Raw genomic sequence first — 25,300 nt, 5'->3', positions numbered from 1 at the left:
GGTGGGCCGGTGCGCGAAGCGTAGGGCGCGCCCGGGCCTTATTGGTTTGAACCCTTTGTTTTGTTACACCGCGAGGAGCAAACGCCCCGGCAGAATGCCGCCGGAAATGTTTACTCTTCATTAACATTTTTGAGTGTGCACAAATTACAGGAGAGCCACAATTGGGGCATCTGTAAAAGGATAAAACACAGTATGTAAACAATTTGTTGTGATCTTGACCGGGGTATTGGCGTGCTTTCTGCGGTGATTTTCAGCGGATTTGCGGCGGCGCTCGAAGCGGAAAAACGGACGTGGCAAAGCAGGGCGCGAAAAGGCACCCTGCGCAGGAAAATCAGCGGCGTTTAGCGTTGCAGCAGGGCGGCGATCGCCTGGCCGACTTGCTGGGTGGAGGCGCCGCCGCGCATATCCGGTGTGCGCGGTCCGTCGGCGATGATGCGCTCGATCGCCTGCAGGATGCCGTCGTGCGCCTGGCGGTAGCGGGCATCGCCGTTGCCGAGAAAGTCCAGCATCATCGCGCCGCTCCAGATCATGGCGATCGGGTTGGCGATGTTCTTGCCGAAAATGTCCGGCGCCGAGCCGTGCACCGGTTCGAACAGCGACGGGAAGTTGCGCTCCGGGTTCAGGTTGGCCGACGGCGCGATGCCGATGGTGCCGGTGCAGGCCGGGCCGAGATCTGACAAAATATCGCCGAACAGGTTGGAGGCGACCACCACGTCGAAGCGTTCGGGGTTCAGCACGAAGCGCGCGCACAGAATATCGATGTGCTGTTTGTCCCAGGCGATATCGGGGTACTGGCGTGCCATCTCCGCCACGCGCTCGTCCCAGTACGGCATGCTGATGGCCATGCCGTTGGACTTGGTGGCGGCGGTCAGGCGCTTGCGCGGGCGCTGTTGCGCCAGCTCAAAGGCGTATTTCAGGATGCGATCCACTCCCTGACGGGTGAAAACCGATTCCTGGATCACCATCTCGCGCTCGGTGCCTTCGAACATTCGCCCGCCGAGTGAGGAGTACTCCCCTTCGGTATTTTCGCGCACCACGTAGAAATCGATGTCGCCCGGTTGCTTGTTCGCCAGCGGGCAGGGCACGCCGGGAAACAGCCGCACCGGGCGCAGGTTGACGTACTGCTCGAAGTCGCGGCGGAATTTCAGCAGCGAACCCCACAGCGAAATGTGATCGGGCACCGTATCCGGCCAGCCGACGGCGCCGAAGTAGATGGCGTCGAAGCCCTTGAGCTGCTCAAACCAATCGTCGGGCATCATCTGGCTGTGGTGCTGGTAGTAGTCGCAGCTGGCCCACTCGAAGGTGTCGAATTCCAGCGACAGATCCCAACGCGCAGCCGCCGCCTGCAATACTCGTATGCCTTCCGGCAACACTTCCCGCCCGATACCGTCCCCGGGGATGGCGGCAATTTTATATGTTTTGCTCATACAGAGGTCTCATTTGTAGGTAGGGGAGTTTGACAACACCCTTATCCTATAATTGACTAACTGTTAATCAATCCTGAAAACGGTGAAACATAAAACACGAATCATGAATAATATGCCGATCCTGAGTGACCTGCGGGTGTTCGTGCTGGTGGCGCGCCGCGCCGGGTTTGCCGCCGCCGCCGAAGAGCTGGGCGTGTCGCCGGCCTTTATCAGCAAGCGCATTGCATTGCTGGAAAAGGCGCTGGACGTGTCGTTGCTGCACCGCACCACGCGGCGGGTGGCGATCACCGAAGACGGCGAGCGCATCTACGAATGGGCGCAGCGTATTCTCAACGACGTCGATCAGATGATGGACGAGCTGTCCGAGGTGCGTCAGGCGCCGCAGGGCATGCTGCGCGTGGTCAGCAGCTTCGGCTTCGGCCGGCGCTTCGTGGCGCCGGCGCTGTCGGCGCTGGCGCGGGAGTATCCGCAGCTGGAACTGCGGCTCGACGTGTCCGATAGGTTGGTGGATCTGGTCAGCGAAGGCTTCGATCTGGATATCCGCATCGGCGACGATATCGCCCCCAATCTGATCGCGCGCAAGTTGGCGGACAACCAGCGCATCCTGTGCGCTTCGCCGGCATATCTGCAGCGCTACGGCGTGCCGAAAAGCCTGGCGGAGCTGGCGGGCCGCGCCTGCCTGGTGATCAAGGAGCGCGATCATCCGTTCGGGCTGTGGCGGCTGCAGGGGCCGGGCGGCGAAGAGACGGTGAAGGTGACAGGGGCGTTGGCGTCGAACCACGGCGAAATCGTGCACCAGTGGTGCCTGGACGGACAGGGCGTCGCGCTGCGTTCCGCCTGGGACGTGAAAGAGAACATCGACAGCGGCAGGTTGGTGCACATCCTGCCGGAGTATTATCAGCCGGCCAACATATGGGCGGTGTACGTTTCCCGGTTGGCAACGTCGGCGAAAGTGCGGGTGACGGTCGAATTTTTGCGCGACTATTTCCGCGAGCACTACGGCGAAACGGGGCCGGCGAGCGAAAATCCGCCGCGGCCTTAAGGTCAAAAATGTGCGCCAGATCATCTTATGCTCGTAAAACTCCCCTCCCTTACTTGTGGAACTGTTGCACCTGTTCCTTTTGCCAAAACTTTGGTTTATGCTCAGCTGAAGCGTTTCAGTTGAAGCACTCTTCGACAGAAATGCCGATGTGACGGCGGCGAAAAGCCGCTGAAGCGCGGGAATAATGCAAACGCGGCGATTCACAGCGGGCGGTGCGATCCACTACTCTATGCGGGTTAGTGAGACAACCAGTCAGCGCCGGTCCGGCGCCGGTGAGTCAGCCCGGCGGGGACGGCCCTTTTTCAGGAGCAGCATGACCATCCGCATAGCGATAAACGGCTTTGGCCGCATCGGCCGCAGCGTATTGCGCGCACTGTACGAATCGGGACGACGGGCGGAAATCTCCGTGGTGGCGATCAACGAGCTGGCGAATGCCGAGGGCATGGCCCATCTGCTGAAGTACGATTCCAGCCACGGTCGCTTCGCTTGGGATGTGCGGCAAGAGTGCGACACGCTGAGCGTTGGAGACGACGCGATTCGCCTGTTGCATCAGCCGGCGGTGGAGCAGTTGCCCTGGGGCGAGCTGGGCGTCGACGTGGTGCTGGACTGCAGCGGCGTGTACGGCAGCCGGGCGGATGGCGAAGCCCATCTGGCGGCAGGGGCGAAGAAAGTGCTGTTCGCCCATCCGGGCGGCAACGATCTGGACGCTACCATCGTGTTCGGCGTCAACCATCAGACGCTGTTGGCGGAACATCGCATCGTGTCCAACGCCTCGTGCACCACCAACTGCATTATTCCGGTGATCAAGCTGCTGGACGACGCCTACAGCATCGAATCCGGCACCGTGACCACCATTCACTCGGCGATGAACGATCAGCCGGTGATCGACGCGTATCACGCGGATTTGCGGCGCACCCGCGCGGCGAGCCAGTCGATCATTCCGGTCGACACCAAGCTGGCCGCGGGCATTACCCGTATCTTCCCGCAGTTTTGCGATCGCTTCGAGGCTATCTCGGTGCGCGTGCCGACCATCAACGTGACGGCTATCGATCTTAGCGTCAGCGTGAGCGCAGCGGTGAAGGTGGCGGAGGTCAACCAGCTGTTGCAAAAGGCCGCACGGGAATCATTTCGTGGTATAGTTGACTACACGGAATTACCATTGGTCTCGATCGATTTTAACCATGACCCGCACAGCGCTATCGTCGACGGTACGCAGACCCGGGTCAGCGGGCAGCACCTGATAAAGACCTTGGTCTGGTGCGACAATGAATGGGGCTTTGCCAATCGGATGTTGGATACAACACGGGCAATGGCCGCCAGCGGTTTCTAGTACGGCGGCGCCGGCGTGATTGGCGCGCTGCTCAGGCAATTTTATAGAGATTCAATAAAGAGGGTTCACCATGTCTGTAATTAAGATGACCGATCTGGATCTGGCGGGTAAACGCGTACTGATCCGCTCCGATCTGAACGTGCCGGTAAAAGACGGTAAAGTGACTTCCGACGCGCGTATCCGCGCTTCCCTGCCGACTATCGAAGCTGCGCTGAAGCAAGGCGCCCGCGTGATGGTAACCTCCCACTTGGGTCGTCCTACCGAAGGCGAGTACAACGAAGAATTCTCCCTGCTGCCTGTAGTCAACTACCTGAAAGATCACCTGAAATCCCCAGTGCGTCTGGCGAAGGATTATCTGGATGGCGTCGACGTCGCCGAAGGCGAACTGGTGGTGCTGGAAAACGTCCGTTTCAACAAGGGCGAGAAGAAAGACGACGAAACCCTGTCCAAGAAATACGCGGCGCTGTGCGACGTGTACGTGATGGACGCGTTCGGCACCGCGCACCGCGCGCAGGCTTCCACCCACGGCGTGGGCAAGTTCGCACCTGTCGCCTGTGCCGGCCCGCTGCTGTCCGCCGAGCTGGAAGCGCTGGGCAAGGCCCTGGGCAACCCGGCCCGTCCGATGGTCGCCATCGTGGGCGGTTCTAAAGTGTCCACCAAACTGACCGTGCTGGATTCCCTGTCCAAAATCGCCGATCAGCTGATCGTCGGCGGCGGCATCGCCAACACCTTCGTGGCGGCGCAGGGCAACAACGTGGGCCAGTCCCTGTACGAACCTGACCTGATCCCGAACGCGCAGAAACTGCTGGAAACCTGCGACATCCCGGTTCCGACCGACGTGCGCGTCGCGACCGAGTTCTCCGAAACCGCGACCGCAACCGTGAAGCAGGCCAACGAGATCCAGGACAACGAGCAAATTCTGGATATGGGCGACGTCTCTGCCGAGCGTCTGGCCGTTATCCTGAAGAACGCCAAGACCATTCTGTGGAATGGCCCGGTTGGCGTATTCGAGTTCCCTAACTTCCGTAAGGGCACCGAAATTGTCGCCCGCGCGATCGCCGATAGCGACGCTTTCTCTATCGCTGGCGGCGGCGACACTCTGGCAGCCATCGATCTGTTCGGTATCGCTGACAAAATTTCCTACATCTCCACCGGCGGTGGCGCATTCCTGGAATTCGTTGAAGGGAAACCGCTGCCTGCAGTCGTGATGCTGGAAGAGCGCGCTAAGCAGTAATTCAGACAACGGGAGGCGAAAGCCGCCCGTTTGTTTTATACCGCGCGGCTCACGCTGCGCGGCGTGAAAACATCGATTTACATCCATCTACGGCCGACGAAACAGGACAAAGTAACATGTCTAAAATTTTTGATTTCGTAAAACCGGGTGTCATCACGGGTGATGACGTTCAGAAAGTCTTCGCAGTTGCTAAAGAGAACAACTTTGCGCTGCCAGCGGTAAACTGCGTGGGTACCGACTCCATTAACGCAGTGCTGGAAGCCGCGGCTAAAGTGCGCGCGCCGGTCATCGTTCAGTTCTCCAACGGCGGCGCCGCGTTTATCGCCGGCAAAGGCGTGAAGACCGATGTGCCTCAGGGCGCAGCGATTCTGGGCGCCATCTCTGGCGCACACCACGTTCACCAGATGGCTGAACACTACGGCGTGCCAGTGATCCTGCACACCGACCACTGCGCGAAGAAACTGCTGCCATGGCTGGACGGCCTGCTGGACGCCGGCGAGAAGCACTTCGCCGCTACCGGCAAACCGCTGTTCTCTTCTCACATGATCGATCTGTCTGAAGAGTCTCTGGAAGAAAACATCGAGATCTGCAGCGCCTACCTGAAGCGCATGGCCAAAATCGGCATGACGCTGGAAATCGAACTGGGCTGCACCGGCGGTGAAGAAGATGGCGTGGACAACAGCCATATGGACGCATCCGCTCTGTACACCCAGCCGGAAGACGTGGCTTACGCGTACGAAAAACTGAACGCCATCAGCCCGCGCTTCACCATCGCTGCCTCCTTCGGTAACGTGCACGGCGTGTACAAGCCAGGCAACGTCAAGCTGACCCCGACCATCCTGCGTGATTCTCAGGACTACGTGTCCAAGAAATTCAACCTGCCGCACAACAGCCTGAACTTCGTGTTCCACGGCGGTTCCGGTTCTACCGACGCAGAGATCAAAGAGTCTGTGGGTTACGGCGTGATCAAGATGAACATCGACACCGACACCCAATGGGCGACCTGGGATGGCATCCTGCAGTACTACAAAGCGAACGAAGCTTACCTGCAGGGCCAGCTGGGCAACCCGAAAGGTGCCGATCAGCCGAACAAGAAATACTACGATCCACGCGTATGGCTGCGCGCAGCGCAGACCAGCATGGTGACGCGTCTGGAACAGGCTTTCAAAGATCTGAACGCGGTAGACGTTCTGTAATCTTCGGCACCTGTTGCACGATGCAAAAGGCTCCCTGCGGGGAGCCTTTTTGTTTATGACAAGCCTGATGGCGTTGCCTGGCTTGCCATTGGCAAAATATAAAAAATAAGGAAAATCAATTTATTGATTTTCGGCTGATGATCACAAAGGAGGAAAAACCACGTTTTTTCCTCCTTTGTTTGTGATTTAAAGGCTCCCTGCGGGGAGCCTTTTTCGTTTCAGCCCAGCAGGCCGGCACCGACGTTGATAGACAGGCCCAGGATCAGCATGTTGAACACGAACGAAATAACCGACTGCACGAGCGCAATTTTACGCACCTCCGCGGCGCCGACCGCCACGTCGGCGGTTTGCGACGCGACCGCGATGGTGAAGGAGAAGTAGGCGAAATCCAGATAGGTCGGATCGGTGAGGTTACCGGGGAACAGCAGCGGCAAAGGATCCTGCTGCGCGCCCTGGCGATAAAACTGGTGGGCATAGTGCATGGTGAAGGCGGTCGGCAGCAGCAGCCAGGAGACCCCCAGCGTTCCGCCGGTTAACGCCAGATGCAGGGTTTTCAGCGAGTCGCTGGCCTGTTTGGCGCTGCTCAACTCGAACAGGATCGCCAGAATGCTCACCAGACAACCGAAACTAACCAGCGCCAACACCGTGCTGGCGCTTTCGTCCTGCCGCCGAGCGATCTGGCGAATGTGCTGTGGCGTACTGACCAACATCAGCCGCCAGAGAAACAGCAGATAGAGCCAGGCCAGCGTATTCCAGCCAATCATCAGGCGCTGTAGCAGCGAGAACTGGGCGGGCAGCAGCAGAAAGCACAACAGCCCGGCGCCGACGGAAAACAGCAGCCTGGGCCGCACTTGCCAATAATGTTTGAGCGAAGAGCGAACGTGCATGATTAACGGATCCCTTGTCGTGAAATGGCCAACGCGCTGTTCTCAGCATAGAAGACGCGGCGGGCAGTTTCGGCTATTTTTAACGCTGACGGTTGGCATGAGCCTTTAATGTTGGTTACCCTTAGGCGGTGGTTTCCTACTGGCTGCCGAGGCCAGTGTATTTTTGCGAGTTTCTCCCGTTAGGGACTGAGTTAGGACGACACGAATGAAAGATTTGAATGTAGTAGACGGCATCAACGGTGCCGGCAACTGGTTGGTGAAGAACCAGGATCTGTTGATCCAGTACGCGGTGAACATCGTCGCCGCCATCGTTATCCTGATCATCGGTTCGATCGTGGCCCGCGTAGTCGGTAATGCGCTGAACCGCGTGATGAAACTGCGCGGCATCGACGCCACGGTGGCCGACTTCCTGTCGGCGATCGTGCGCTACGGCGTGCTGGCGTTCACCTTCATTGCCGTGCTGGGGCGCGTCGGCGTGCAGACCACCTCGGTGATCGCCGTGCTGGGTGCCGCCGGTTTGGCCGTCGGCCTGGCGCTGCAAGGCTCGCTGTCCAACTTCGCCGCCGGCGTGCTGCTGGTGATCTTCCGTCCGCTGCGCGTGGGTGAATATGTCGATCTGGGCGGCGTGGCCGGTACCGTCGATCAGGTGCAGATTTTCTCCACCACCCTGCGCACCGCAGACAACAAAACCATCGTGGTACCGAACGGTAAAATCATCGCCGGCAACATCATCAACTATTCTCGCGAGCCGAACCGCCGCGTGGATATCGTGGTAGGCGTGGCCTACAACGCCGATATCGACGTGGTGAAGAAGGTGCTGGGCGACGTGATCGCCGCCGACAAGCGCATTATGCACGCCAAAGGCGTGACCGTGCGTCTGAATGAGATGGCGCCGTCTTCCCTGAACTTCGTCACCCGTTCCTGGACCACCAACGCGGAATACTGGAATGTGTACTTCGATCTGATGGAAAACTTCAAGCGCGCGCTGGATGCCCACAACATCGGCATTCCGTTCCCGCAGATGGACGTGCACCTGTATCGTACCGAAGACGCTTCCGCCAAGGCGGAATAACAGAGAAGGGGGCCTGGCCCCCTTTTTCATTACAGGCCGAGACGTCACCGATGGCGTCTCGGCCTTTTCTTTTCCGCGAGTTCAGGCGCCGGCGGCCGTTTCCGCGAGCGGTGCGCGGCGGCGCAGGCTGAGGCGATAGAGCAGGAAGATGGCGACGGCGCCCAGCAGCGCCGGCAGCGCGAGCCAAAGGAAGAACACTTCCGCCGAGCCTGCGGCGGTCATCATCCAGGCGCCGAGCATCGAGCCGACGATCGATCCGAAGCGGCCATTGGCCATGGCCCAACTGACGCCGGTGACGCGGGCTGCGGTCGGGTAAAGGGTGGCGGAGACCAGGTTCAGGCCGTTTTGCGCGCCGGCTACGCCGAAACCTATCAGGAACACAACGGTGGCCAGCATATAGACGTCGCCCATCAGATACCCGGTTGCGCCAATCACCAGCGCGGCGCCCAGGTAGGAGACGGCCAGCACGCGGTAGGGCCCGACGCGGTCCATCAGCAGCGCCATCAGGATGGCGCCCAGGGTGCCGCCGAGCGGCACCATCGCCCCGATGCGCGAGGCGTGGGCGATATCGTAACCGGCGTCTTTGAGGATCGTCGGCAGCCAACTGGTGAGCAGGTAGAACACGAACAGCGAGCAGAAGAACGCCGCCCACAGCAACAGGGTGCGCACGGCGCGCCCTTCGATAAACAGGTGCGAGATCGGCGACGTGGCCTGCGCCGGGCGTTCGTCATCGACGATGGTGACCCCCGTCCAACGCTGGCCGGTGATACGCTCGACCACCCGGCGTAGCCGATCGGCATGTTTGGCGCTGGCGGCCATAAAGCGTACCGACTCGGGCATCTGCCAGGCCAGCAGCGGCAGCAGCGCCAATGGCGCAATGCCGCCGACCAGCAGTACGCCGCGCCAGCCGAATGCAGGAATGATCTGCCCGGCCAGCAGGCCACCCAGGGCAAGCCCTGCGGTAAAGCCGCTCCAGCTCAGGGTGACCATCAGCATGCGCCGGCGTGCCGGTGAGTACTCAGCGCTAAGGGTGATGCAGGTCGGTATCGCGCCCCCGAGGCCAATGCCGGTGATAAAGCGCAGCAGGGTCAGGGATTCGATCGAATGCGTATAGGCCGAAGCCAGGGTACAGCCGCCAAACACCAGCACCGCGACGAGCAGCACGCGTTTGCGGCCGATGGCGTCGGCGATCGGCCCGAACAGCAGGCTGCCGATCAGCAGGCCGAACAACCCTGCGCCGAAGGCGGGGGAGAGCTGCGAGGGCTGCAGGCCCCACTCTTCGCGCAGTGCCGGGGCGATATAGCCGATGATGGCGGTATCGAAGCCGTCCAGCAGGGCGATCAGGAAACACAGGGTAAGGATGAGGATTTGATAGGGCGAGATCCTGGCGCGATCGATAATTTCGCTGATGCGAGCGGTATCTGGGCTCATGAGGGTTCCACTGTTATTAAGCTGTTGTGGGCTGGCTGAGGGGCCGTTCAGGCCGCTGTGGCTGGCATCGCGTAGAAACCCGAGTATACACCAGAGGGGGAACGTTGCGGGGAGAGGGTGGCGATGATCATCGCCCGCCGCAGGAGGTACCTGTGGCGGGCGCTTGGCAAGGTTATTTGGCTAACAGTTCACGGCGCACGATCTCGGCGCCCGCACTTAAGGCATTCAGCTTGCCGCTGGCGATCTGACGAGGCAGGGGAGCCATGCCGCAGTTGGTCGACGGATAGAGCTTGTCGGCATCAACAAACTGCAGCGCTTTGCGCAGCGTAGCGGCCACTTCCTCCGGCGTCTCAACGGTATGATTCGCTACATCAATGGCGCCGACCATCACTTTCTTACCGCGAATCAGTTCAAGCAGATCCATCGGCACGTGCGAGTTATGACACTCGAGCGAGATAATATCGATAGTAGATGTTTGCAGCTTAGGAAACGCCTCTTCATATTGCCGCCACTCCGAGCCCAGCGTCTTTTTCCAGTCGGTATTGGCCTTAATGCCGTATCCATAGCAGATATGTACCGCCGTTTCACACTTAAGCCCCTCAACGGCCCTTTCCAGGGCGGCGATGCCCCAGTCATTCACCTCGTCAAAGAACACGTTAAATGCGGGCTCATCAAACTGAATAATGTCGACGCCGGCGGCCTCGAGCTCTTTGGCTTCCTGATTGAGGATCTTGGCGAATTCCCAGGCCAATTTTTCGCGGCTTTTATAGTGGCTGTCATAAAGCGTGTCGATCATGGTCATCGGCCCCGGCAGGGCCCATTTAATCGGCTGTTTGGTCAGCTGGCGTAAAAATTTGGCGTCTTCAACGAAAACGGGCTTTTGACGCGCCACCGCACCCACAACGGTCGGCACGCTCGCCTCATAGCGATTGCGGATTTTAACCACTTCGCGTTTCTCGAAATCGACGCCGCTGAGGTGCTCGATAAACGTCGTGACGAAGTGCTGGCGCGTTTGCTCGCCATCGCTGACGATATCGATGCCGGCCTGTTGTTGCTCTGCCAGCGACAAACGCAAAGCGTCCTGTTTCCCTTCGATTAATTCTTCATTCTGCAATTTCCAGGGCGACCACAGGGTTTCCGGTTGGGCCAGCCAGGAAGGTTTGGGCAAGCTGCCGGCGGTCGAGGTAGGGAGCAATATTTTCATGATAGATGACCTGTAATTAAGTGAATCAAAGCGCGTAGTGAGCAGACCATTGCTCAAGAATGGGCTTGTAGGGCTTGATAAATTGCTCTTCCGTAAATTTCCCCTGCTCAATCGCTAACTGGCTACGCTCTTCGCGATCGTAAACAATCTTGGTTAATGAATGATCCTGGTTATTCAGGCTGGGCTGATAGCATTGCCCCGCCGCCGAGTTGGCATTGTAAATTTCAGGCCGATAAATTTTCTGGAAGGTCTCCATCGTGCTGATGGTGCCGATCAGTTCCAGATCGGTGTAATCGCTCAGCAAATCCCCGGGGAAATAAAACGCCAGGGGCGCGACGCTATTTTTCGGCATGAAATAGCGCACCTGCAGGCCCATTTTTTTAAAATACCGGTCGGTCAGCGAAGCGCCATCTTGCCGATACTCGTCGCCCAACACCGGATGTTGATTGCCCGTCCGATGATAGGTGTCTTTGCTGGACACGCTGAGGCAGATCACCGGCGGTTTGCTGAAATTCTCATGGTATTCGTTTGAATTGACGAAATGCTTAAAGATATTGCCGTGCAAATCGCCGAAATCATCCGGAATGTTGAACTCCGCCGTGTTTTTATTGTGCGCAGGCAGCAAGACGCTAAAGTCGTAATCGCGCACGTAAGAGGAGAAATTGTTCCCGACGATGCCCTCAAGACGCTTTTGCGTTTTTTTATCAATGATGTTGGTTTTCAGGATTTCGATCACCGGGAAGCTGGCACCCTGATCTTCAACGCGCATCTCAACCGAAATGATGTCAAGTTCGACCGAATAGCGGTCGGCCTTGGGGTTATCCCAATTCGCCAACGAATTGAAGCGATTGTTAATCATCACCAGCGTGTTGCGCAGGTTCTCCCGGCGGTTTTCCCCTCTGGCCAAATTGGCGAAATTGGTGGTGATACGCGTACTTTCAGAAGGGTTATAATCTTCATCGAAAGAACTGCTCTTAATCGTAAAGGCAAAGTCTCTATTCATCGTCTTATAGCATCCTGTTATATGATATGAAGGCTGGATTTATCCATGTATTTCAATGGTTTGTTTTTCTCTTTTTTCATTCAGCCGATTTCATATTGTCTGTCGTTAATGAGGTCTATTTTTGCCAGAGTCCCGCAGGGAGTGAAAGAGACTTAATTTCATTACCACATGAGCGGTATTCATGATCTGACGTTCGGCTCGGTTTACCGCCGTTGCCCTGCAGCGCAAACCGCCGGTGGGTTGGGCCGGCAACCTGGTGCAGCCTGAAAAATTACGGGTATAATCCCCCCATAACCCACGGCTTCAGACACGAACATGACAAAACTCACCTTACAAGAGCAGATGCTCAAAGCGGGCTTGGTAACCAGCAAGAAAATGGCCAAAGTCCAAAGAACGGCTAAAAAATCACGCGTTCAGGCCCGCGAGGCCAGAGAGGCGGTGGAAGAGAATAAAAAGGCGCAGCTTGAGCGCGATAAGCAGTTGAACGAGCAGCAAAAGCAGGCCGCGCTGTCCAAAGAATACAAGGCGCAGGTGAAGCAACTGATCGAGATGAACCGTATCGTCCTGGCGAAAGGCGATATCGGTTTCAACTTCACCGACGGTAACCTGATCAAAAAAATTCTGGTGGATAAGGCGACGCAGACCCAACTGATCAATGGCCGCCTCGCCATTGCCCGCTTGGTGGTCGAGAACCGGGAAGAGTGTGAATACGCGATTATCCCCGCGAGCGTCGCCGATAAAATCGCGCAGCGCGATGCGGCCAGCATTGTGTTGCACAGCGCGCTGAGTCAGGAAGAACAGGATGAAGACGATCCGTACGCCGACTTTAAAGTGCCCGACGATTTGATGTGGTAAGCCGCGTTCAGAACGGCGCGGCGTGACGAGCGGCGATCCGCTCTCCAGTGATGGGGTGCACAAAGTCCAGTTCGCTGGCATGCAACATCAGCCGTGGCGTCTGTTCGGTACCCGGCAGCAGTCGCCCGCCATACAGATCGCAGCCTAAAATAGGGTGGCCCAACTGCCGGCTGTGAATACGCAGCTGGTGGGTGCGCCCGGTCTCTGGGGTGAGCTGCACCCGCGTCAGCGGCAGCGAGATCCCGCCCTCCGCTTCACGATAAAAACGCTCGACGACCCGATAGCGGGAGCGGGCGGGCTTGCCGTGGAGGGCGCAAATCGACATCAGCGGGAACAGCGCCGGATCTTTGGCGATCGCCGCGTCTATTACCCCTTCGTTTTCCGCCAGGTGGCCGCACAGCAGCGCGCTGTACACTTTGCCGACGGTGCGCTCGCTGAACTGCCGGCAGAGCGCGGCGTTGGCGGCCTTGTTGCGGGCCACCACCATCAAGCCGGACGTGCCGAAATCTAGGCGGTGCACCAGGGCGCAGCCGGGGAAGATCTGTACCAGCCGGTAGTGTACCGAATCGAGATTCTGCGGATTCTTGCCCGACAGGCTGAGCAGCCCAGCTGGCTTATTGATCAGCGCCAGATGGTCGTCCTGATAAAGGATCTCTATCTGGTCATGGCATGGCGGGGCGATAAAGGTATCGGTGATCGTAGACATCGGGCGGCCGGCTGGAAGGTGGGTGCGGATGATAGCGAATTTTTCGCCGATGAGCGAATGCGGTTATCGTTATCACTGCGCCTCATGCCCGCTGGCACCCGATGCGGCAAAGCATCAGGTGCAGCGGTTAGGCCCCGGCGCTCTACTGCCCGTAGTAGGCGTTTTGGCCGTGTTTGCGCAGGTAGTGTTTGTCCAACAGCTCGCGCTGCATGCTGTGAATGCCCGGCGTCAGCTGGCGTGAGAAAATGCCCATGTAGGCGATCTCTTCCAGCACCACCGCATTATGCACCGCGTTGTGGGCGTCTTTGCCCCAGGCGAAGGGGCCGTGGGCGTTGACCAGTACCGCTGGGATAGCGTTGGGATTGATATCGCGCCGGCGGAAGGTTTCGATAATCACCTTGCCGGTTTCCAGTTCGTAATCGTGCTCAATTTCATCCTGGGTCATCAGGCGCGTGCAGGGAATAGCGCCATAAAAATAATCGGCGTGGGTGGTTCCCCAGGCGGGGATGTCCAGCCCGGCCTGCGCCCAGATGGTGGCGTGGCGCGAATGGGTGTGGACGATGCCGCCGATATCGGCAAATTCGCGGTACAGCGCCAGATGGGTGGCGGTGTCCGACGACGGTTTTTTTGCCCCTTCGACGGTGCGGCCGCTGGCCAGATCGACCACCACCATATCCTCCGCCGTCATATGCTCGTATTCAACGCCGGAAGGCTTGATCACCACCAGGCCGCGTTCGCGATCCACCGCGCTGACGTTGCCCCAGGTAAAGGTCACCAGCTTATGGCGCGGCAGATCGAGATTGGCCTCCAGCACCTGTTGTTTTAACTGAGTCAGCATGTCATGCCCCCTTGTTGCATTTTCTGTTCGATCCAGCGGCGGGCCTGAACGATCTCGGCCACCGGCTCCTCGGCTTTTTCTGTCCACATCTCAATCAGGAATGCGCCGCGGTAATTGAGGCGCTGCAGCGTGCGAAACACCTCGACGAAGTCGACGCAGCCTTCGCCAAACGGCACGTCACGGAATTGCCCCGGCGAAGCGGCGGTGACCGGGTAGGTGTCTTTCAGGTGAATGGCGGCGATGCGATCGATGCCCAGCTCCAATTCACGCGGCACGTCGTTGCCCCAGGCGCTGAGGTTGCCGACGTCCGGATACACCGTGAACCACGGCGAGGCCAACAGGGTGTCCCAGGCTTTCCATTTACCGATCGAGTTCATAAAGGCGGTATCCATAATTTCCACCGCCAGCATCACCTGGGCGGCGGCGGCACGTTCTACCGCCCACTGCATGCCTTCGCTAAAGCGCGCCAGCGTCCCCTCGTCCTGCTCTTCGTAATACACGTCGTAGCCGGCCAGTTGGATGGTGCGGATACCGACGTCTTGGGCCAGCTGAATGGCCTGTTCCATCACGTCGAAGGCGCGCTGTCGCAGCGCCGGATCGTGGCTGCCAAACGGAAAGCGCCGGTGGCCGGAGAGGCACATCGACGGGATGCGGATGCCGGTTTCCAGCATGGCATCCACCAGCGCCAGGCGCTGCGCTTTGCTCCAGCTCAGGCGCGCCAGGCGTTCATCGCTTTCGTCCACCGACATTTCGACGAAGTCGAAGCCGCAGGCCTTGGCCAGCGCCAGGCGTTCGGGCCAGCTCAGGTGTTTCGGCAGCGCTTTCTCGTAAATTCCCAACGGGTGCTGACGCATATCATGATCTCCAGATGTCTTCGATGGCGGTGCGGAACTGCCTGGCGGCCGCCGGCGGATCGCCGGCCTCGGCCAGCGCGCGGCCGGCGATAAAAGCGGTGACGGCGATCTCTTTAAACAGCGGCAGGTCGGCGGGCGTGATGCCGCCGGTCACCGACAGCGCGATGCCCAGATCGGACAGTGCCTTCATCCGATCCAAATCCTGCCGGCCCCAGGTTTGCCCGCTGGCCTGCGCGTCGCGGCCGCGGTGATAGATCGCCTGGCGAATGCCGAGGCCGCGCCATTGCCGCGCATCCTCTAATGTCCAGCGGCCGAACAGTTCGATCTGGATTTCACCGCCGTGACGCTCGGCGACCTCTCGCGCGCTGGCCATGGTGGCCAACGGCGCGGCGCAGATCACCGTCATCCAGTTCGCGCCCTGGCCGAAGGCCTGCTCGGCCAGCGTCGCACCGGCGTCGGCCACCTTGAGATCGGCCACCAGCGTGTGCTGCGGACAGCGCTCGCGCAGCGCGCTAACCGCCTGAATGCCGGCGCTGATGCACAAAATGGTACCGGCCTCGATGATGTCCACATGGGGGCTGAGGGTCTCGGCGGTGCGCAGCGCCGTATCCAAACGGGTTTGATCGAGCGCCAGCTGCAGGCGCGGTTTCGTGCTCATGGGGCCTCCTTGTTGGCGGGCTGCAGATGTTGCAATGCAGCAATCAGCGCCTGATAACGTTGGTGTTTGTTGTCGTAAGCCTCGGCAGCGGCCGCATCAGGCAGCAGCCGCTCGATACGCGGCGCCAGCCGGTGCTGGGCGGCGGTGAAATCGTTGAAGACGCCGCTGCCGACCATGGCCGCCATCGCCGCGCCCAGACAGCCGGTTTCTTCCACCTGCGGCAGCTCCACCGGCAGGCCGCTGACGTCGGCGAACATTTGCATCCAGGGGAGGGATTTGGCGGGGCCGCCGGTCACGCGCAGTGCCTGCGCCTCAGGGAAACGCCGGCGCATGCGGTTAAGGTGCGTCATGTGGCAGAACACCACGCCTTCGTAGATCGCCTGCACCAGGTGCTCGCGCTGGTGGAAGGCCTGCAGGCCGTAGAAGCTGGCGCTCAGCCCCAGACCGGCGTTGGAGCCATACAGGAAAGGGGCGAACAGCAGATCGCCGGCGGCTTTCGGCAGGGCGGCGACCCAGCGGTTAAGCTGGCCGTAGTCCTGCAGCCCCCATTGGCGACAGAACCATTCCAGGTTGGCGGCGGAGGTGGGGCTGGCTTCGTGCACGATGTATTGGCCGCTTTCGGCGTGGCGGCCATAGACAAAGGGATGATCGAAACCCTCGACGATGGCGTCGGTGATGCCGCTGGTGACCGACCAGGTCCCCATCACCGCATTGAGCCGGGTTTCGTCCTGCAGGCCGGCGCACAGCGCGGTGGACACTACGTCGAACAGCCCGCCGACCACCGGGGTGCCGGTTTGCAGGCCGGTGATGGCCGCGGCGTTTGCCGCGACGCGCCCGGCGATATCGGCCGAACCGACAATCGTCGGCAGGGCGGGCATGATGTCGCCGATACCCAGCAGCTGCGCCAGCGCCGGGTCATAGCGTCCGCTGCGCATCTGATACAGGTTGGATTCGGAGATATTGGTTTCTTCGCAGGCCAACTCGCCGGTCAGGCAATAGCGCAGGTAGTCGTGCGCCATCAGCACGCTGCCGATGCGGGCGTAACGCTCCGGCTGATGCCGCTTCAGCCAGCGTAGCAGCGAGACCGGGTGCCCGGTCCACAACGTTTGGCGCGTTTGCGGATACAGCGCCTGCGGCACGCCCTGCCGTTGCCATTCCTGCACCAACGCCAGCGCGCGCTGGTCGGAAGAGAGCATGGCGTTGCCCAGCGGCTGCCCCTGTTTATCCAACAGAAACGCCCCCTTGCCCTGCGCCGAGATGCCGACGGCCTGAATGGCGCCGGCGGCGACGCCGCTGGCGGACAGCACTTCGCGGATCACGTCGGCGGCGGTGTGCCACAGCGATGCCATATCTCGCTCGGCCCAGCCGGGCTGCGGCGCGACGATCGCCAGATTGCGCCGCGCAACGCCGTGTTCATGGCCCTTGTGGTCGTATAATCCCGCCTTGATGAAGGTGCCGCCGCAGTCGAGCCCCAGCCAATATTCCATCATGGGTTCCTCGCGCTATGGTCGCATTTATTGGGCAGCATCAACGCCAGCACGGAGGCGATCGCCAGCGAAGCCGCCAGGCTGTAGACGCCGACGTCCTTGTTGAACAGGCTGATCAGGACGCCGACCATATACGGGCCGCAAAAGCCGCCGAGGTTGCCCAGCGCATTGATCACGCCGCGTGCGCCGCCGGCCACTTCGGCGTTGAACAATTTGGGCGGTATGGTCCAGAACACCCCGGCCGCCGCCTGAATAAACACGCCGCAGCCGACCAGCGCAGCGTAAGACCACCAGACGTGATCCTTCAGCAGCACCGACAGCGCCATGCAGGCGGCAAAGCAGGCCAGCGGCAGGGCGACGAAGACTTTGCGCTTGCCGGTGCGGTCGGAGAGGGTGGAGATGATCAGCATGCCGAAGATGGCGCCGATATAGGGCAGAATAGCCAGCAGGCCCACTTGCTCCATATCGCCGTGGGTCAGCTCTTTCAAAATGGTCGGCAGCCACAGGGTGTAGCCGTAAATACCGGTCTGGTAGAAGAAATTCACCAGGATCAACTGCCACATGATCCGGTCGCCCAGCACCCGGCGTAGCGAGGCGTTGCGCACCGTTTTTCCTTTAATCAGCAGCTGTTCGTCGTGCAGGGTCTTTACCAGATACTCTTTTTCCGCCTGCGAGATCCATTTGGCTTCCTGCGGCCGGTTGCTGATGGTGAAGTACCACAGCGCCATCACCACCAGCGACAGACCGCCTTCCACCAGAAACAGCATGCGCCAGTCCCAGGCGGTGATGATCCAACCCGACAGCGGGGCGGTGAGGATGCCGGCGATCGGCACGAACATGATGACGATGGCGTTGGCGCGGCCGCGCTCCTTATCCGGGAACCAGTTGCTGATCATGGTCAGCACCACCGGCAGCATGCCGCCTTCGGAAACGCCGAGGGCGAAGCGCAAGAACAGCAACTGGTACTGGTTGGTGACCAGACCGGTCAGCACCGAGATCACCGCCCAGGCCAACAGTGACCAGCCGATGAATTTCTTGCCGTTGCCGTATACCGCCAGCTTGCCGCCGGGCACCTGCAGAAACAGGTAACCGATAAAGAAGATGCCGCCGGCCAGCCCGGCCATTGAAGCAGTGATGCCGAGTTCGTCATCCATGCCGCCGGGCATGGCGAAGGCGATGTTGACCCGATCCATGTAAGAAATGATGCAGGTGATGAGGATCGGCGGCACGATCCTCAGCCAGCGTAGCTTGGGGATAGCCTGGCTTTGGCTGACGGAAACGGAGGCTGTATTCATAAGGACCTCTTTCGATGTTCGCTTTTTTGTAGGGTCGGGCGTTATTGTTTTGTTTGATTTGGGCGCAAGGGAGCCCACACAGGCCCCATGGACCGGTGTTGTTATCGTTACGGGTGTTGCGTCTATCAGGCGCTAAACGACGCCAGCGGTATCTTCACCACCACCTTGCGTATCGCGCAGGGGCGCTGGTTAATGCAGGCCGGGCGATGCACGTCCTGTGGAAAAAATACTGCGAAGTTGCCGGGTTGCATCGTGAGCCAGGATTCGTCGGTCACGTCCTGATAAAACAGGATGTCGCGCTGTGCCAGCAGCTCCTGATGAATGACGTTGTCGCCGCTGTCCGCCGCGACGCCGATAAGCTCGGTGCCGCTGACCAGAAACTGCACGTCGACGTTTTGCCGGTGGACTTCCGGGCGCAGCGCATCCGGTGGTTGGGTATGCAGATCGAGCACTTGCACCACGTAGCCGGTGGCGGGATCTTCATAACGCCCTGCGGGCAAGACGCTGAAATCGGTGCGCTGCAGATAGGCGACGGCGTTGGCGACCGGCGCCGGGTACTGCTCGGGCGCGGTGTTGGCGATGTGGCCGAATATCATGATGATCCTCCCGTTACAGCGCCTGAATGCGCGCCCAAACCCGCTCGTCGACCGGAATGCCGTCGCGCAGGTTTTCTTCCAGAATGCGCGGGAACTTGTGGCCCGGCAGGCGAATGGCGACGTCGGGGTTGTCCCGCTCGGCGCTGGTGACGTAATCCATGATGCGCTGCAGTTTTTGATCGCGGCTGTCGCCGTCGATCAACCGGTCTATCTCAATCGCGATGAACACCTGCGAGACGCCGTATTCGTCGCGGTGATCTTCCGTCACTTCCGCCACCGAGGCGCCGCCGGACAGCAGGGTGGCGATCATGTCCAGCACGATCGACAGCGCCGATCCTTTCCAATACCCCATCGGCAAAATGCGCCGATTCTCTTCGATGATGGCCGGATCGCGGGTCAGGTGGCCGTCGTTGTCGAAGCCGCCGTCCACCGGCAGGGTTTTGCCCGCCAGCCGGTTCAGCTCCAGCGCGCCGTAGGAAAACATCGACATCGACATATCCACCATGGTGATCGGGTTGCCGGGCACGGCGACGATCAACGGGTTGGTGCCGATACGGCACGTTTTGGCGCCCCACGGCGGCATCACGGCGATCGAGTTGGTCCAGCAAATGCCGATATAGCCTTTCTCCGCCGCCTGCCAGCCGTAACCGCCGCCGCGCATCCAGTGGTTGGCATTGCGCAGCGCCACCAGGCCGATGCCATGATCGTCGGCCAACTGCATGGCGCGATCCATCATGCGGCGGGCGGTAAGGTTGCCGATGCCCTGATGCGCATCCCATTGCTCGATCGCCCCCAGAGACAGCAGTTTGCTGGGTTCGGCGTCCGGCACGATATCGCCGGCGTCCAGCTGCTGAATAAAGCGCGGAAAGCGGTTAACGCCGTGGGAGTAAACGCCGCTGGCGGTGGTGTCGGCGAACATGCCGGCGCAGTCGTCGGCGATAGGTTCCGCCACGCCGCGCGCCAGTAGCACGCGTTTGAATTGGTGTTTTAACTCGCTATAACTCACTCTCATGCCGGTTCTCCGCCTGTGCGAATCGTTTGTTTTTGGTTCGCTAAATTTCAATATGCGAAATTGCATTTCAAATAAATGCTATCCCGGCGGTTCAGGGAAGTCAAAGCAAGGGGAAGTAAAATTGTTCATGAAAAACATGACGTTAAAATTAAGTGGTGATTTTGTGATCGCCGCCACGTTTTGGTGGAGATGGCGTGCTTCAGACGTGACAAAGCAGGGCGGATCGAAACCCACCCTGCGTCTTGCGAGACCCCGGCTAACCGCGGGTGTTCAGCACCATGCGGTAGAGCGAGGTGGTGGCGGTGATATAGAGTTCATCGCCGTTCGGGCCGCCGAAGGTACAATTGGAGACGCGTTCCGGCACGCTGATTTTGTCGATCTGCCGCCCCTCTGGATCAAAGACCAGCACGCCGTCGGCACAGCTGCAAAACAGATTGCCGGTCCGATCGACGCAGAAGCCGTCCGGGAATCCGGGCCCCACCGTTGCAAAACGGCGGCCGGCTTCCAGCCCGCGGCCGTTGACCGCATAGACGCGCAGCTCGCGGCGGCCCAGCGTCGGAAAATCCACGATCGACATGTCCGCAACGTACAGCCATTTTTCATCCGGTGAAAACGCCAGGCCGTTCGGGCGCTGCAGGTCGCAGGCGGCGATGGTCAGCGAACCGTCGCGCGGATCGAAGCTGTAGAGATAACAGCCGATCACCTGGCTTTCCGATTTGTAACCCTCTTCGTCGCCGATGATGCCGTAGGGCGGATCGGTGAACCATAGGGTGCCGTCGGAACGCACCGCCACGTCGTTCGGCGAGTTAAAGCGCTTGCCGTCGACGCGATCGATCAACAGACGTACCTCGCCATCGCTTTCGGTGCGGCTAATGCCGCGCCGCCCGTGTTCGCAGCTGACCACGCGCCCTTCGCCGTCGCGCGCATTGCCGTTGGCGTAGTGCGACGGCGAACGGTATAGGGTCAGCTCACCCCGGCGCGACCAGCGGAACATGCGGTTGCCTTTCACATCGCTGAACACCACCGCATCCTCCTGCGGTAGCCACACCGGCCCCTCGGCCCAGATCGCCGGCGAACACAGGCGCTCGAGCCGGGCGTGCGTGCGCAATGAATCGCCGTTCATTTCACGCCCCAGATCGCTTTGTAATGGCCCTGATAATCGTTTTGCGGGTCATACAGGTTATTGGCGCCCCCGTCGGCGGCGATATTGTCGCGGGTCACCAGATGCGCCGGGGTGACGTAGCCGGAAGGCGGCTGCTTGGCAAAGGCGCGGTTGAATTCGTCCAGCAGTTGCCAACCGTGCAGCTTCAAGGGTTCCGGCACCGTCGCCGACTGGCTGTCGCCCGACCGGATACGCTGGTAAGCGGAGATCGAACCGTCGCCGGCCGACACGTTGTAAGGCGCGTTCTTGCCGCCTTTGCCGGCGGTCTTCAGCGCCGGTGCCATAAAGTCGAAGTACAGATCGTTGATCGCCAGCGCATATTGGAATTTGTCGCCGTACTTCTGCAGCAGGCTGAAGGTCATCGCCGGCATGCGGTTGGCGGTATCGGCCAGCGGCGTATCGATGAATTCCAGCAGCGTGCAGCCGCTGCATTTGGCGATCTCGTCTTTCATGACGTTGGCCTTGTCCAGCGCGATTTGATACAGCGAGTCGGTGAAGATCAGCACGCTCGCCTTGCCGCCGGACTGCACCACCGCGTATTGCGCGGCGATGCGCGCCACTTCGTTGGAGTCCGACGTGACGTTATAGAACACATTGTATTTGGCGATGGGGCCCGGTTCCGGCACCGCATGCCAGGCGGTCAGCACGATGCCCTGCTGCACGGCCTTTTTCAGCGGGATCTTGGCGACGTTAGGGTTCCAGCCGCCGATCACGATGCCGTCCGGTTTCTGGGCGATGGCCTGATTGAGCGATGCCAGCTGATCTTTCACCGAGCCGCCGCCGTCGAGCGTTTCCAGCTTCCAGCCGGCGGCTTTTGCCGCTTCGCTCAACCCCTGTTGCACCCCTTGGACGCCGCCGTTCTTCATGTCGGAGGCGATAAAAATGATCTTCTTGTTGGCCTGCAGCTGCGGGCCGCTGGTGGGGCCATCCCACTGGGTGGCGCTGGCGGTGGCCTTCGCGACGGCGGCGGTGGCCTGATCGAGATAGGCGTCGGCCCAGGCCGGCGATGCGGCGAGCAATAATGTGGTGAACCCCGGTAACAGCCAAATGCGTTTCATGGTGTGCTCCTGGTTTAAGGGTGGGTCGCTGTCTGATTGTTGTTGTCAGTTGGCGTCGTCTGGCTGCGTTGTACCGCTTTCTGATTGAGCAGCCGGCGGCGTTGGGCATAGCCGGCCAGGGTGATCGACAGCAACAGCGTCGCGCCGTTGAACAGCGGCTCGACCCAGAATTCACCGCCGAACTGCTGAATGCCGGCGATGCCGATAGCCAGAATGGCGATGCCGACCACGGTGCCCCAGACATTGACGCGTCCTGGGCGAATGGTGGTGCTGCCGAGGAAGGCGCCGACCAGCGCCGGCAGCAGATAGTCCATGCCGACGCTGGCCTGGCCGACGCCCTGTTCGGCGGCGATCAACACGCCGCTGAAACCGGTGAGCACGCTGGAGGCGATGAAAGCGCCGATGGTGAAGCGGTTGACCGAAATGCCGTTCAGGCGCGCCGCCGCCGGGTTGCCGCCCACCGCATACATGCAGCGGCCGAGCGGGGTGTGCTCGGTGATGAGCCACAGCACCACCGCGACGATCAGCACGTAAAACGCCACGATCGGAATGCCGGCGATCTCGGTGTGGTGCAGCGCGATAAAGGCATCCGGCAAGTCGCCGACGATCTGCCGCCCGCCGGAATGCCACAGGGCAATGGCGTACAGCACGGTGCCGGAGCCGAGGGTGGCGACGAAGCTGTCGATATCGGCCAGCGCCACCAGAATGCCGTTCAGCAACCCGTAAAGCGCCGAGATCGCCAGCACCGTCAGCACCGCCATCTGCCAGGAGAAGCCGTATTCCACCTGCAGCGTGATCGCCAGGATGTGCCACAGCACAATGCCGAAGCCGACGTTAAGATCGATCTTGCCCACGATCATCGGGATGGTCGCCGCCAGCGCCAACAGGGCGATTTTGGCCTTGCTCGACAAGATAGCCTGCAGCGTCAGCATCGATGCGAAAGAGGGGGTGATCAGTGAGAACAGCACGACCAGCGCGACGCACAGCAGCAGCAGGCCATAGCGGGTGAGAACCTGCATCAGCCAGGGGCCGGCGCCGTCCTGCGCCAGGCTGACGCGCTGCTCCAGCGCGGTTGATTTAACGGATGTTTTAGACATGGCCTACCTCGGATTCTGACGTGATTGCGACGCTTTCCCCGGTGCTGGCAGAGGCCAGCTCCAATAAATTGGCGAATGACACCTGTTGATTTTTCAGTTCGCCGACCATTTTCCCGCGGTTGAACACCAGTGCACGGTTGCAAATATGGGCGATCTCCTCGAAATCGTTGGAGATCACCAGCACCGCCACGCCTTCCGCCAGGGATTTATTCAGCAGGTGGTAGATTTCCGCGCGCGCGCCGACGTCCACGCCGGCGGTGGGATCTTCCAGGATCAGCAGCGGCGCCCCCAGGTGCATCCAGCGCGCCATCACCACCTTTTGCTGGTTGCCGCCGGACAGCGCGCTGATATCGATATTGACGTCCTTGGGGCGCACGTCGAACAGCTGCACTTTCCACCAACTGGCGCCGATCTCCGCTCGCCGCCCGTAGCGGGAGAGCAGCCGGTGGCCACTGGCGCAGGGGTTGATAAACAGGTTTTCACGCACGCTCATCGACATCACCAGGCTTTCGCCGGTGCGATCGCCCGCGACCAGCGAAACGCCGCAGGCCATCGCCTGCTGCGGGGAGCTCGCCTGATAGGACCGATCGCGAAACCGAATCGCGCCGCCGTCGGCCTGACGCAACCCGAACAGCAGCCGGCCGATCTCTTCTTGCCCGGCCCCGCGCAGGCCGGCCAGCGCCAGCATCTCGCCCGGCTGCAAATCGAAGCTCACCGGGCCGATGTCGCCCACCGTGACGCTATCGAGCTGCAACACCGGCGGACGATGTTCCGGCAGCGGTTCGCGCTGATCGTCCGCCATCGCTTCGCCGACGATGGTTTGCACCAGATCGCGCAGGGAGTAGTCGGCGGTGCGGCCGCCGGCGACATAGCGCCCGTCGCGCATTACGCAGACCCGATCGGCGATTTCGATCACTTCGTCCAGGCGATGGGTGACGTAAATCATGCCGACCTTTTTGGCGCGCAGCCGGTTGATGACGGCGAACAGATGACGCACGTCGTTGGCGGGCAGGGAGGCGGTCGGTTCATCCAGCACCAGCAACTCGGCGTTGACCGCCACCGCACGGGCGATCGCCAGCAGCGATTTTTCGGTGCGCGACAGTTCGAAGACGCGCGCATCGGGATCGAGCGCGATACCGACGTCTTGTAGCGCCTGCGCCGCCCGGCGGCGAATGGCGCGCCAGTCGATCAACCCAAAGCGGCGGGGAAACCCCATCACCAGCGCCATGTTCTCCGCCACCGTCATCCATTCGATCAGGCCGAGATCCTGATGAATAAAGGCGATCGGCTGGCGGCTGTCGCTTTTTATCGCGGCGGCGGAGGCGATGCTTGCGCCCTGAAAACGAATATCGCCGCCGTCGCGCGGGTAGACGCCCGCCAGCACTTTGATCAGCGTCGATTTGCCGGCGCCGTTTTCGCCCAGCAGTGCCAGAACCTCGCCCGGCATTACCTGCAGGCTGACGTCGTTGACCGCCACGTTGCCGCCAAATCGTTTGACGATGTGGCTGAGGGTAAGGATGGGTTGTGCCGCATTATCCATAGCCATGTGATGCGCCCCTGGTGTTGCGCCCGAGCGAAGATGCCGGGCAAATTAGCTAAACCGCTGGTGAGTATCTGGTCTTTAAATTTCAATATGCGAAATTCAATTTCAAAAATAATATGACGTTCGTTGCGCTAAATCAAAGGTGATGAAGTTTTAATTGTTTTTATTAAACAATGGGTTATTTTTTACTTTGCGGAAGTGTGACCGATGGCTCACTTCAATGCGGGGGAAATATTGCGGATTTTTGGCTCGCTGCGGACAATGAAACGGCGTTCCGTCTTCACCTGATGCGGGCCTTGGGGTAACATGCCCG

General features: G+C 60.2%; 23 protein-coding genes. 6 read left to right on the top strand and 17 right to left on the bottom strand.

The genetic code is table 11. From position 1 onward, the window contains the following. Nucleotides 1–341: 341 nt before the first annotated feature. Nucleotides 342–1,427 (bottom strand): tartrate dehydrogenase, encoded by a 1,086-nt coding sequence (locus QDT79_RS00375; RefSeq protein WP_130018187.1) that lies wholly within the window; start codon nucleotides 1,425–1,427, stop codon nucleotides 342–344. A gap of 82 nt (nucleotides 1,428–1,509) precedes the next feature. On the opposite strand from QDT79_RS00375, the gene QDT79_RS00370 reads away from it, so the two are divergent. The 4 genes from QDT79_RS00370 to fbaA all read left to right on the top strand — a co-directional run bounded on the left by QDT79_RS00370 (nucleotide 1,510) and on the right by fbaA (nucleotide 6,229). Then, entirely contained in the window at nucleotides 1,510–2,469 is a 960-nt protein-coding gene (locus QDT79_RS00370; RefSeq protein ID WP_308316092.1) for a LysR family transcriptional regulator, read from the top strand. Nucleotides 2,470–2,782: 313 nt separating this feature from the next. Beyond that, a complete protein-coding gene (epd, locus tag QDT79_RS00365; protein ID WP_004931582.1) occupies nucleotides 2,783–3,799 on the top strand; it encodes an erythrose-4-phosphate dehydrogenase in 1,017 nt (338 codons plus the stop codon). 70 nt (nucleotides 3,800–3,869) lie between these two features. Beyond that, nucleotides 3,870–5,033: a phosphoglycerate kinase gene (gene pgk, locus QDT79_RS00360; RefSeq protein WP_025160206.1), complete on the top strand. Its 1,164-nt coding sequence runs from the start codon at nucleotides 3,870–3,872 to the stop codon at nucleotides 5,031–5,033. A gap of 116 nt (nucleotides 5,034–5,149) precedes the next feature. Next, nucleotides 5,150–6,229, top strand: coding sequence for a class II fructose-bisphosphate aldolase (fbaA, locus tag QDT79_RS00355; RefSeq protein ID WP_025304179.1), 1,080 nt, complete (start codon nucleotides 5,150–5,152; stop codon nucleotides 6,227–6,229). A 218-nt stretch (nucleotides 6,230–6,447) separates the two neighbouring features. Here fbaA and QDT79_RS00350 read toward each other — a convergent pair whose 3' ends face one another. After that, nucleotides 6,448–7,116, bottom strand: coding sequence for a DUF1345 domain-containing protein (locus QDT79_RS00350; protein ID WP_063990659.1), 669 nt, complete (start codon nucleotides 7,114–7,116; stop codon nucleotides 6,448–6,450). Nucleotides 7,117–7,321: 205 nt separating this feature from the next. Between QDT79_RS00350 and mscS the strand changes: the two genes are divergently transcribed. After that, nucleotides 7,322–8,188, top strand: a complete 867-nt coding sequence (gene mscS / locus QDT79_RS00345) for a small-conductance mechanosensitive channel MscS (RefSeq protein ID WP_025304177.1) — start codon at nucleotides 7,322–7,324, stop codon at nucleotides 8,186–8,188. 81 nt (nucleotides 8,189–8,269) lie between these two features. Here the strand turns inward: mscS and QDT79_RS00340 are convergent, their stop codons facing one another. From QDT79_RS00340 to QDT79_RS00330, 3 genes are all read right to left on the bottom strand, one after another. Then, nucleotides 8,270–9,619 (bottom strand): MFS transporter, encoded by a 1,350-nt coding sequence (locus QDT79_RS00340; protein ID WP_063990660.1) that lies wholly within the window; start codon nucleotides 9,617–9,619, stop codon nucleotides 8,270–8,272. A gap of 172 nt (nucleotides 9,620–9,791) precedes the next feature. Next, nucleotides 9,792–10,823 (bottom strand): methionine synthase, encoded by a 1,032-nt coding sequence (locus QDT79_RS00335; RefSeq protein WP_063990661.1) that lies wholly within the window; start codon nucleotides 10,821–10,823, stop codon nucleotides 9,792–9,794. 25 nt (nucleotides 10,824–10,848) lie between these two features. Then, entirely contained in the window at nucleotides 10,849–11,826 is a 978-nt protein-coding gene (locus QDT79_RS00330) for a DUF1852 domain-containing protein (protein WP_063990662.1), read from the bottom strand. Nucleotides 11,827–12,141: 315 nt separating this feature from the next. Between QDT79_RS00330 and QDT79_RS00325 the strand changes: the two genes are divergently transcribed. Then, on the top strand, nucleotides 12,142–12,681 hold the full coding sequence (locus QDT79_RS00325; RefSeq protein WP_033635867.1) for a DUF2058 domain-containing protein: 540 nt from the start codon (nucleotides 12,142–12,144) through the stop codon (nucleotides 12,679–12,681). Between the two features lie 7 nt (nucleotides 12,682–12,688). Here the strand turns inward: QDT79_RS00325 and QDT79_RS00320 are convergent, their stop codons facing one another. From QDT79_RS00320 to QDT79_RS00265, 12 genes are all read right to left on the bottom strand, one after another. Further along, nucleotides 12,689–13,387 (bottom strand): RluA family pseudouridine synthase, encoded by a 699-nt coding sequence (locus tag QDT79_RS00320; RefSeq protein WP_308316091.1) that lies wholly within the window; start codon nucleotides 13,385–13,387, stop codon nucleotides 12,689–12,691. A gap of 142 nt (nucleotides 13,388–13,529) precedes the next feature. Next, nucleotides 13,530–14,225: an L-ribulose-5-phosphate 4-epimerase gene (gene araD, locus QDT79_RS00315; protein WP_033649413.1), complete on the bottom strand. Its 696-nt coding sequence runs from the start codon at nucleotides 14,223–14,225 to the stop codon at nucleotides 13,530–13,532. Next, nucleotides 14,219–15,079 (bottom strand): L-ribulose-5-phosphate 3-epimerase, encoded by an 861-nt coding sequence (locus QDT79_RS00310; protein ID WP_060426916.1) that lies wholly within the window; start codon nucleotides 15,077–15,079, stop codon nucleotides 14,219–14,221. The genes araD and QDT79_RS00310 overlap by 7 nt, the downstream gene beginning before the upstream one ends. Nucleotide 15,080: 1 nt before the next feature. Continuing rightward, complete coding sequence (ulaD, locus tag QDT79_RS00305; protein ID WP_308316090.1) at nucleotides 15,081–15,737, bottom strand: 3-keto-L-gulonate-6-phosphate decarboxylase UlaD; 657 nt, start codon at nucleotides 15,735–15,737, stop codon at nucleotides 15,081–15,083. After that, nucleotides 15,734–17,224, bottom strand: a complete 1,491-nt coding sequence (locus QDT79_RS00300) for an FGGY-family carbohydrate kinase (protein WP_308317165.1) — start codon at nucleotides 17,222–17,224, stop codon at nucleotides 15,734–15,736. The genes ulaD and QDT79_RS00300 overlap by 4 nt, the downstream gene beginning before the upstream one ends. After that, entirely contained in the window at nucleotides 17,224–18,519 is a 1,296-nt protein-coding gene (locus QDT79_RS00295) for an MFS transporter (protein WP_063990666.1), read from the bottom strand. Before QDT79_RS00295 ends, QDT79_RS00300 begins: the two co-directional genes overlap by 1 nt. A gap of 125 nt (nucleotides 18,520–18,644) precedes the next feature. Further along, nucleotides 18,645–19,115 (bottom strand): NanQ anomerase/TabA/YiaL family protein, encoded by a 471-nt coding sequence (locus QDT79_RS00290; RefSeq protein ID WP_063990667.1) that lies wholly within the window; start codon nucleotides 19,113–19,115, stop codon nucleotides 18,645–18,647. 13 nt (nucleotides 19,116–19,128) lie between these two features. After that, on the bottom strand, nucleotides 19,129–20,127 hold the full coding sequence (yiaK, locus tag QDT79_RS00285; RefSeq protein ID WP_063990668.1) for a 3-dehydro-L-gulonate 2-dehydrogenase: 999 nt from the start codon (nucleotides 20,125–20,127) through the stop codon (nucleotides 19,129–19,131). Between the two features lie 256 nt (nucleotides 20,128–20,383). Continuing rightward, the gene (locus QDT79_RS00280) at nucleotides 20,384–21,250 is read right to left on the bottom strand and encodes an SMP-30/gluconolactonase/LRE family protein (RefSeq protein ID WP_107227944.1); all 867 of its coding nucleotides are present in this window, start codon (nucleotides 21,248–21,250) and stop codon (nucleotides 20,384–20,386) included. After that, nucleotides 21,247–22,347 carry an ABC transporter substrate-binding protein gene (locus QDT79_RS00275; protein WP_063990670.1) on the bottom strand — a complete coding sequence of 367 codons (1,101 nt, stop codon included), beginning with the start codon at nucleotides 22,345–22,347 and terminating at the stop codon, nucleotides 21,247–21,249. The genes QDT79_RS00280 and QDT79_RS00275 overlap by 4 nt, the downstream gene beginning before the upstream one ends. Nucleotides 22,348–22,361: 14 nt before the next feature. Continuing rightward, nucleotides 22,362–23,444: an ABC transporter permease gene (locus tag QDT79_RS00270; protein WP_063990671.1), complete on the bottom strand. Its 1,083-nt coding sequence runs from the start codon at nucleotides 23,442–23,444 to the stop codon at nucleotides 22,362–22,364. After that, nucleotides 23,437–24,990 carry a sugar ABC transporter ATP-binding protein gene (locus QDT79_RS00265; RefSeq protein ID WP_308316089.1) on the bottom strand — a complete coding sequence of 518 codons (1,554 nt, stop codon included), beginning with the start codon at nucleotides 24,988–24,990 and terminating at the stop codon, nucleotides 23,437–23,439. Before QDT79_RS00265 ends, QDT79_RS00270 begins: the two co-directional genes overlap by 8 nt. Nucleotides 24,991–25,300: the final 310 nt, after the last annotated feature.

The sequence above is a fragment of the Serratia marcescens genome, from assembly GCF_029846115.1.
Lineage (GTDB): Bacteria > Pseudomonadota > Gammaproteobacteria > Enterobacterales > Enterobacteriaceae > Serratia > Serratia marcescens_L.
Note: the sequence above shows the minus strand (reverse complement) of the source record. Positions and strands in the feature narration are given on the sequence as shown.

Excerpts from the sequence above, each read along its gene's own strand:
- QDT79_RS00375 (WP_130018187.1), bottom strand. The coding sequence starts at position 1,427 with ATGAGCAAAACATATAAAATTGCCGCCATCCCCGGGGACGGTATCGGG.
- epd (WP_004931582.1), top strand. The coding sequence starts at position 2,783 with ATGACCATCCGCATAGCGATAAACGGCTTTGGCCGCATCGGCCGCAGC.
- pgk (WP_025160206.1), top strand. The coding sequence starts at position 3,870 with ATGTCTGTAATTAAGATGACCGATCTGGATCTGGCGGGTAAACGCGTA.
- fbaA (WP_025304179.1), top strand. The coding sequence starts at position 5,150 with ATGTCTAAAATTTTTGATTTCGTAAAACCGGGTGTCATCACGGGTGAT.
- QDT79_RS00350 (WP_063990659.1), bottom strand. The coding sequence starts at position 7,116 with ATGCACGTTCGCTCTTCGCTCAAACATTATTGGCAAGTGCGGCCCAGG.
- mscS (WP_025304177.1), top strand. The coding sequence starts at position 7,322 with ATGAAAGATTTGAATGTAGTAGACGGCATCAACGGTGCCGGCAACTGG.
- QDT79_RS00340 (WP_063990660.1), bottom strand. The coding sequence starts at position 9,619 with ATGAGCCCAGATACCGCTCGCATCAGCGAAATTATCGATCGCGCCAGG.
- QDT79_RS00335 (WP_063990661.1), bottom strand. The coding sequence starts at position 10,823 with ATGAAAATATTGCTCCCTACCTCGACCGCCGGCAGCTTGCCCAAACCT.
- QDT79_RS00330 (WP_063990662.1), bottom strand. The coding sequence starts at position 11,826 with ATGAATAGAGACTTTGCCTTTACGATTAAGAGCAGTTCTTTCGATGAA.
- QDT79_RS00325 (WP_033635867.1), top strand. The coding sequence starts at position 12,142 with ATGACAAAACTCACCTTACAAGAGCAGATGCTCAAAGCGGGCTTGGTA.
- QDT79_RS00320 (WP_308316091.1), bottom strand. The coding sequence starts at position 13,387 with ATGTCTACGATCACCGATACCTTTATCGCCCCGCCATGCCATGACCAG.
- araD (WP_033649413.1), bottom strand. The coding sequence starts at position 14,225 with ATGCTGACTCAGTTAAAACAACAGGTGCTGGAGGCCAATCTCGATCTG.
- QDT79_RS00310 (WP_060426916.1), bottom strand. The coding sequence starts at position 15,079 with ATGCGTCAGCACCCGTTGGGAATTTACGAGAAAGCGCTGCCGAAACAC.
- ulaD (WP_308316090.1), bottom strand. The coding sequence starts at position 15,737 with ATGAGCACGAAACCGCGCCTGCAGCTGGCGCTCGATCAAACCCGTTTG.
- QDT79_RS00300 (WP_308317165.1), bottom strand. The coding sequence starts at position 17,224 with ATGGAATATTGGCTGGGGCTCGACTGCGGCGGCACCTTCATCAAGGCG.
- QDT79_RS00295 (WP_063990666.1), bottom strand. The coding sequence starts at position 18,519 with ATGAATACAGCCTCCGTTTCCGTCAGCCAAAGCCAGGCTATCCCCAAG.
- QDT79_RS00290 (WP_063990667.1), bottom strand. The coding sequence starts at position 19,115 with ATGATATTCGGCCACATCGCCAACACCGCGCCCGAGCAGTACCCGGCG.
- yiaK (WP_063990668.1), bottom strand. The coding sequence starts at position 20,127 with ATGAGAGTGAGTTATAGCGAGTTAAAACACCAATTCAAACGCGTGCTA.
- QDT79_RS00280 (WP_107227944.1), bottom strand. The coding sequence starts at position 21,250 with ATGAACGGCGATTCATTGCGCACGCACGCCCGGCTCGAGCGCCTGTGT.
- QDT79_RS00275 (WP_063990670.1), bottom strand. The coding sequence starts at position 22,347 with ATGAAACGCATTTGGCTGTTACCGGGGTTCACCACATTATTGCTCGCC.
- QDT79_RS00270 (WP_063990671.1), bottom strand. The coding sequence starts at position 23,444 with ATGTCTAAAACATCCGTTAAATCAACCGCGCTGGAGCAGCGCGTCAGC.
- QDT79_RS00265 (WP_308316089.1), bottom strand. The coding sequence starts at position 24,990 with ATGGCTATGGATAATGCGGCACAACCCATCCTTACCCTCAGCCACATC.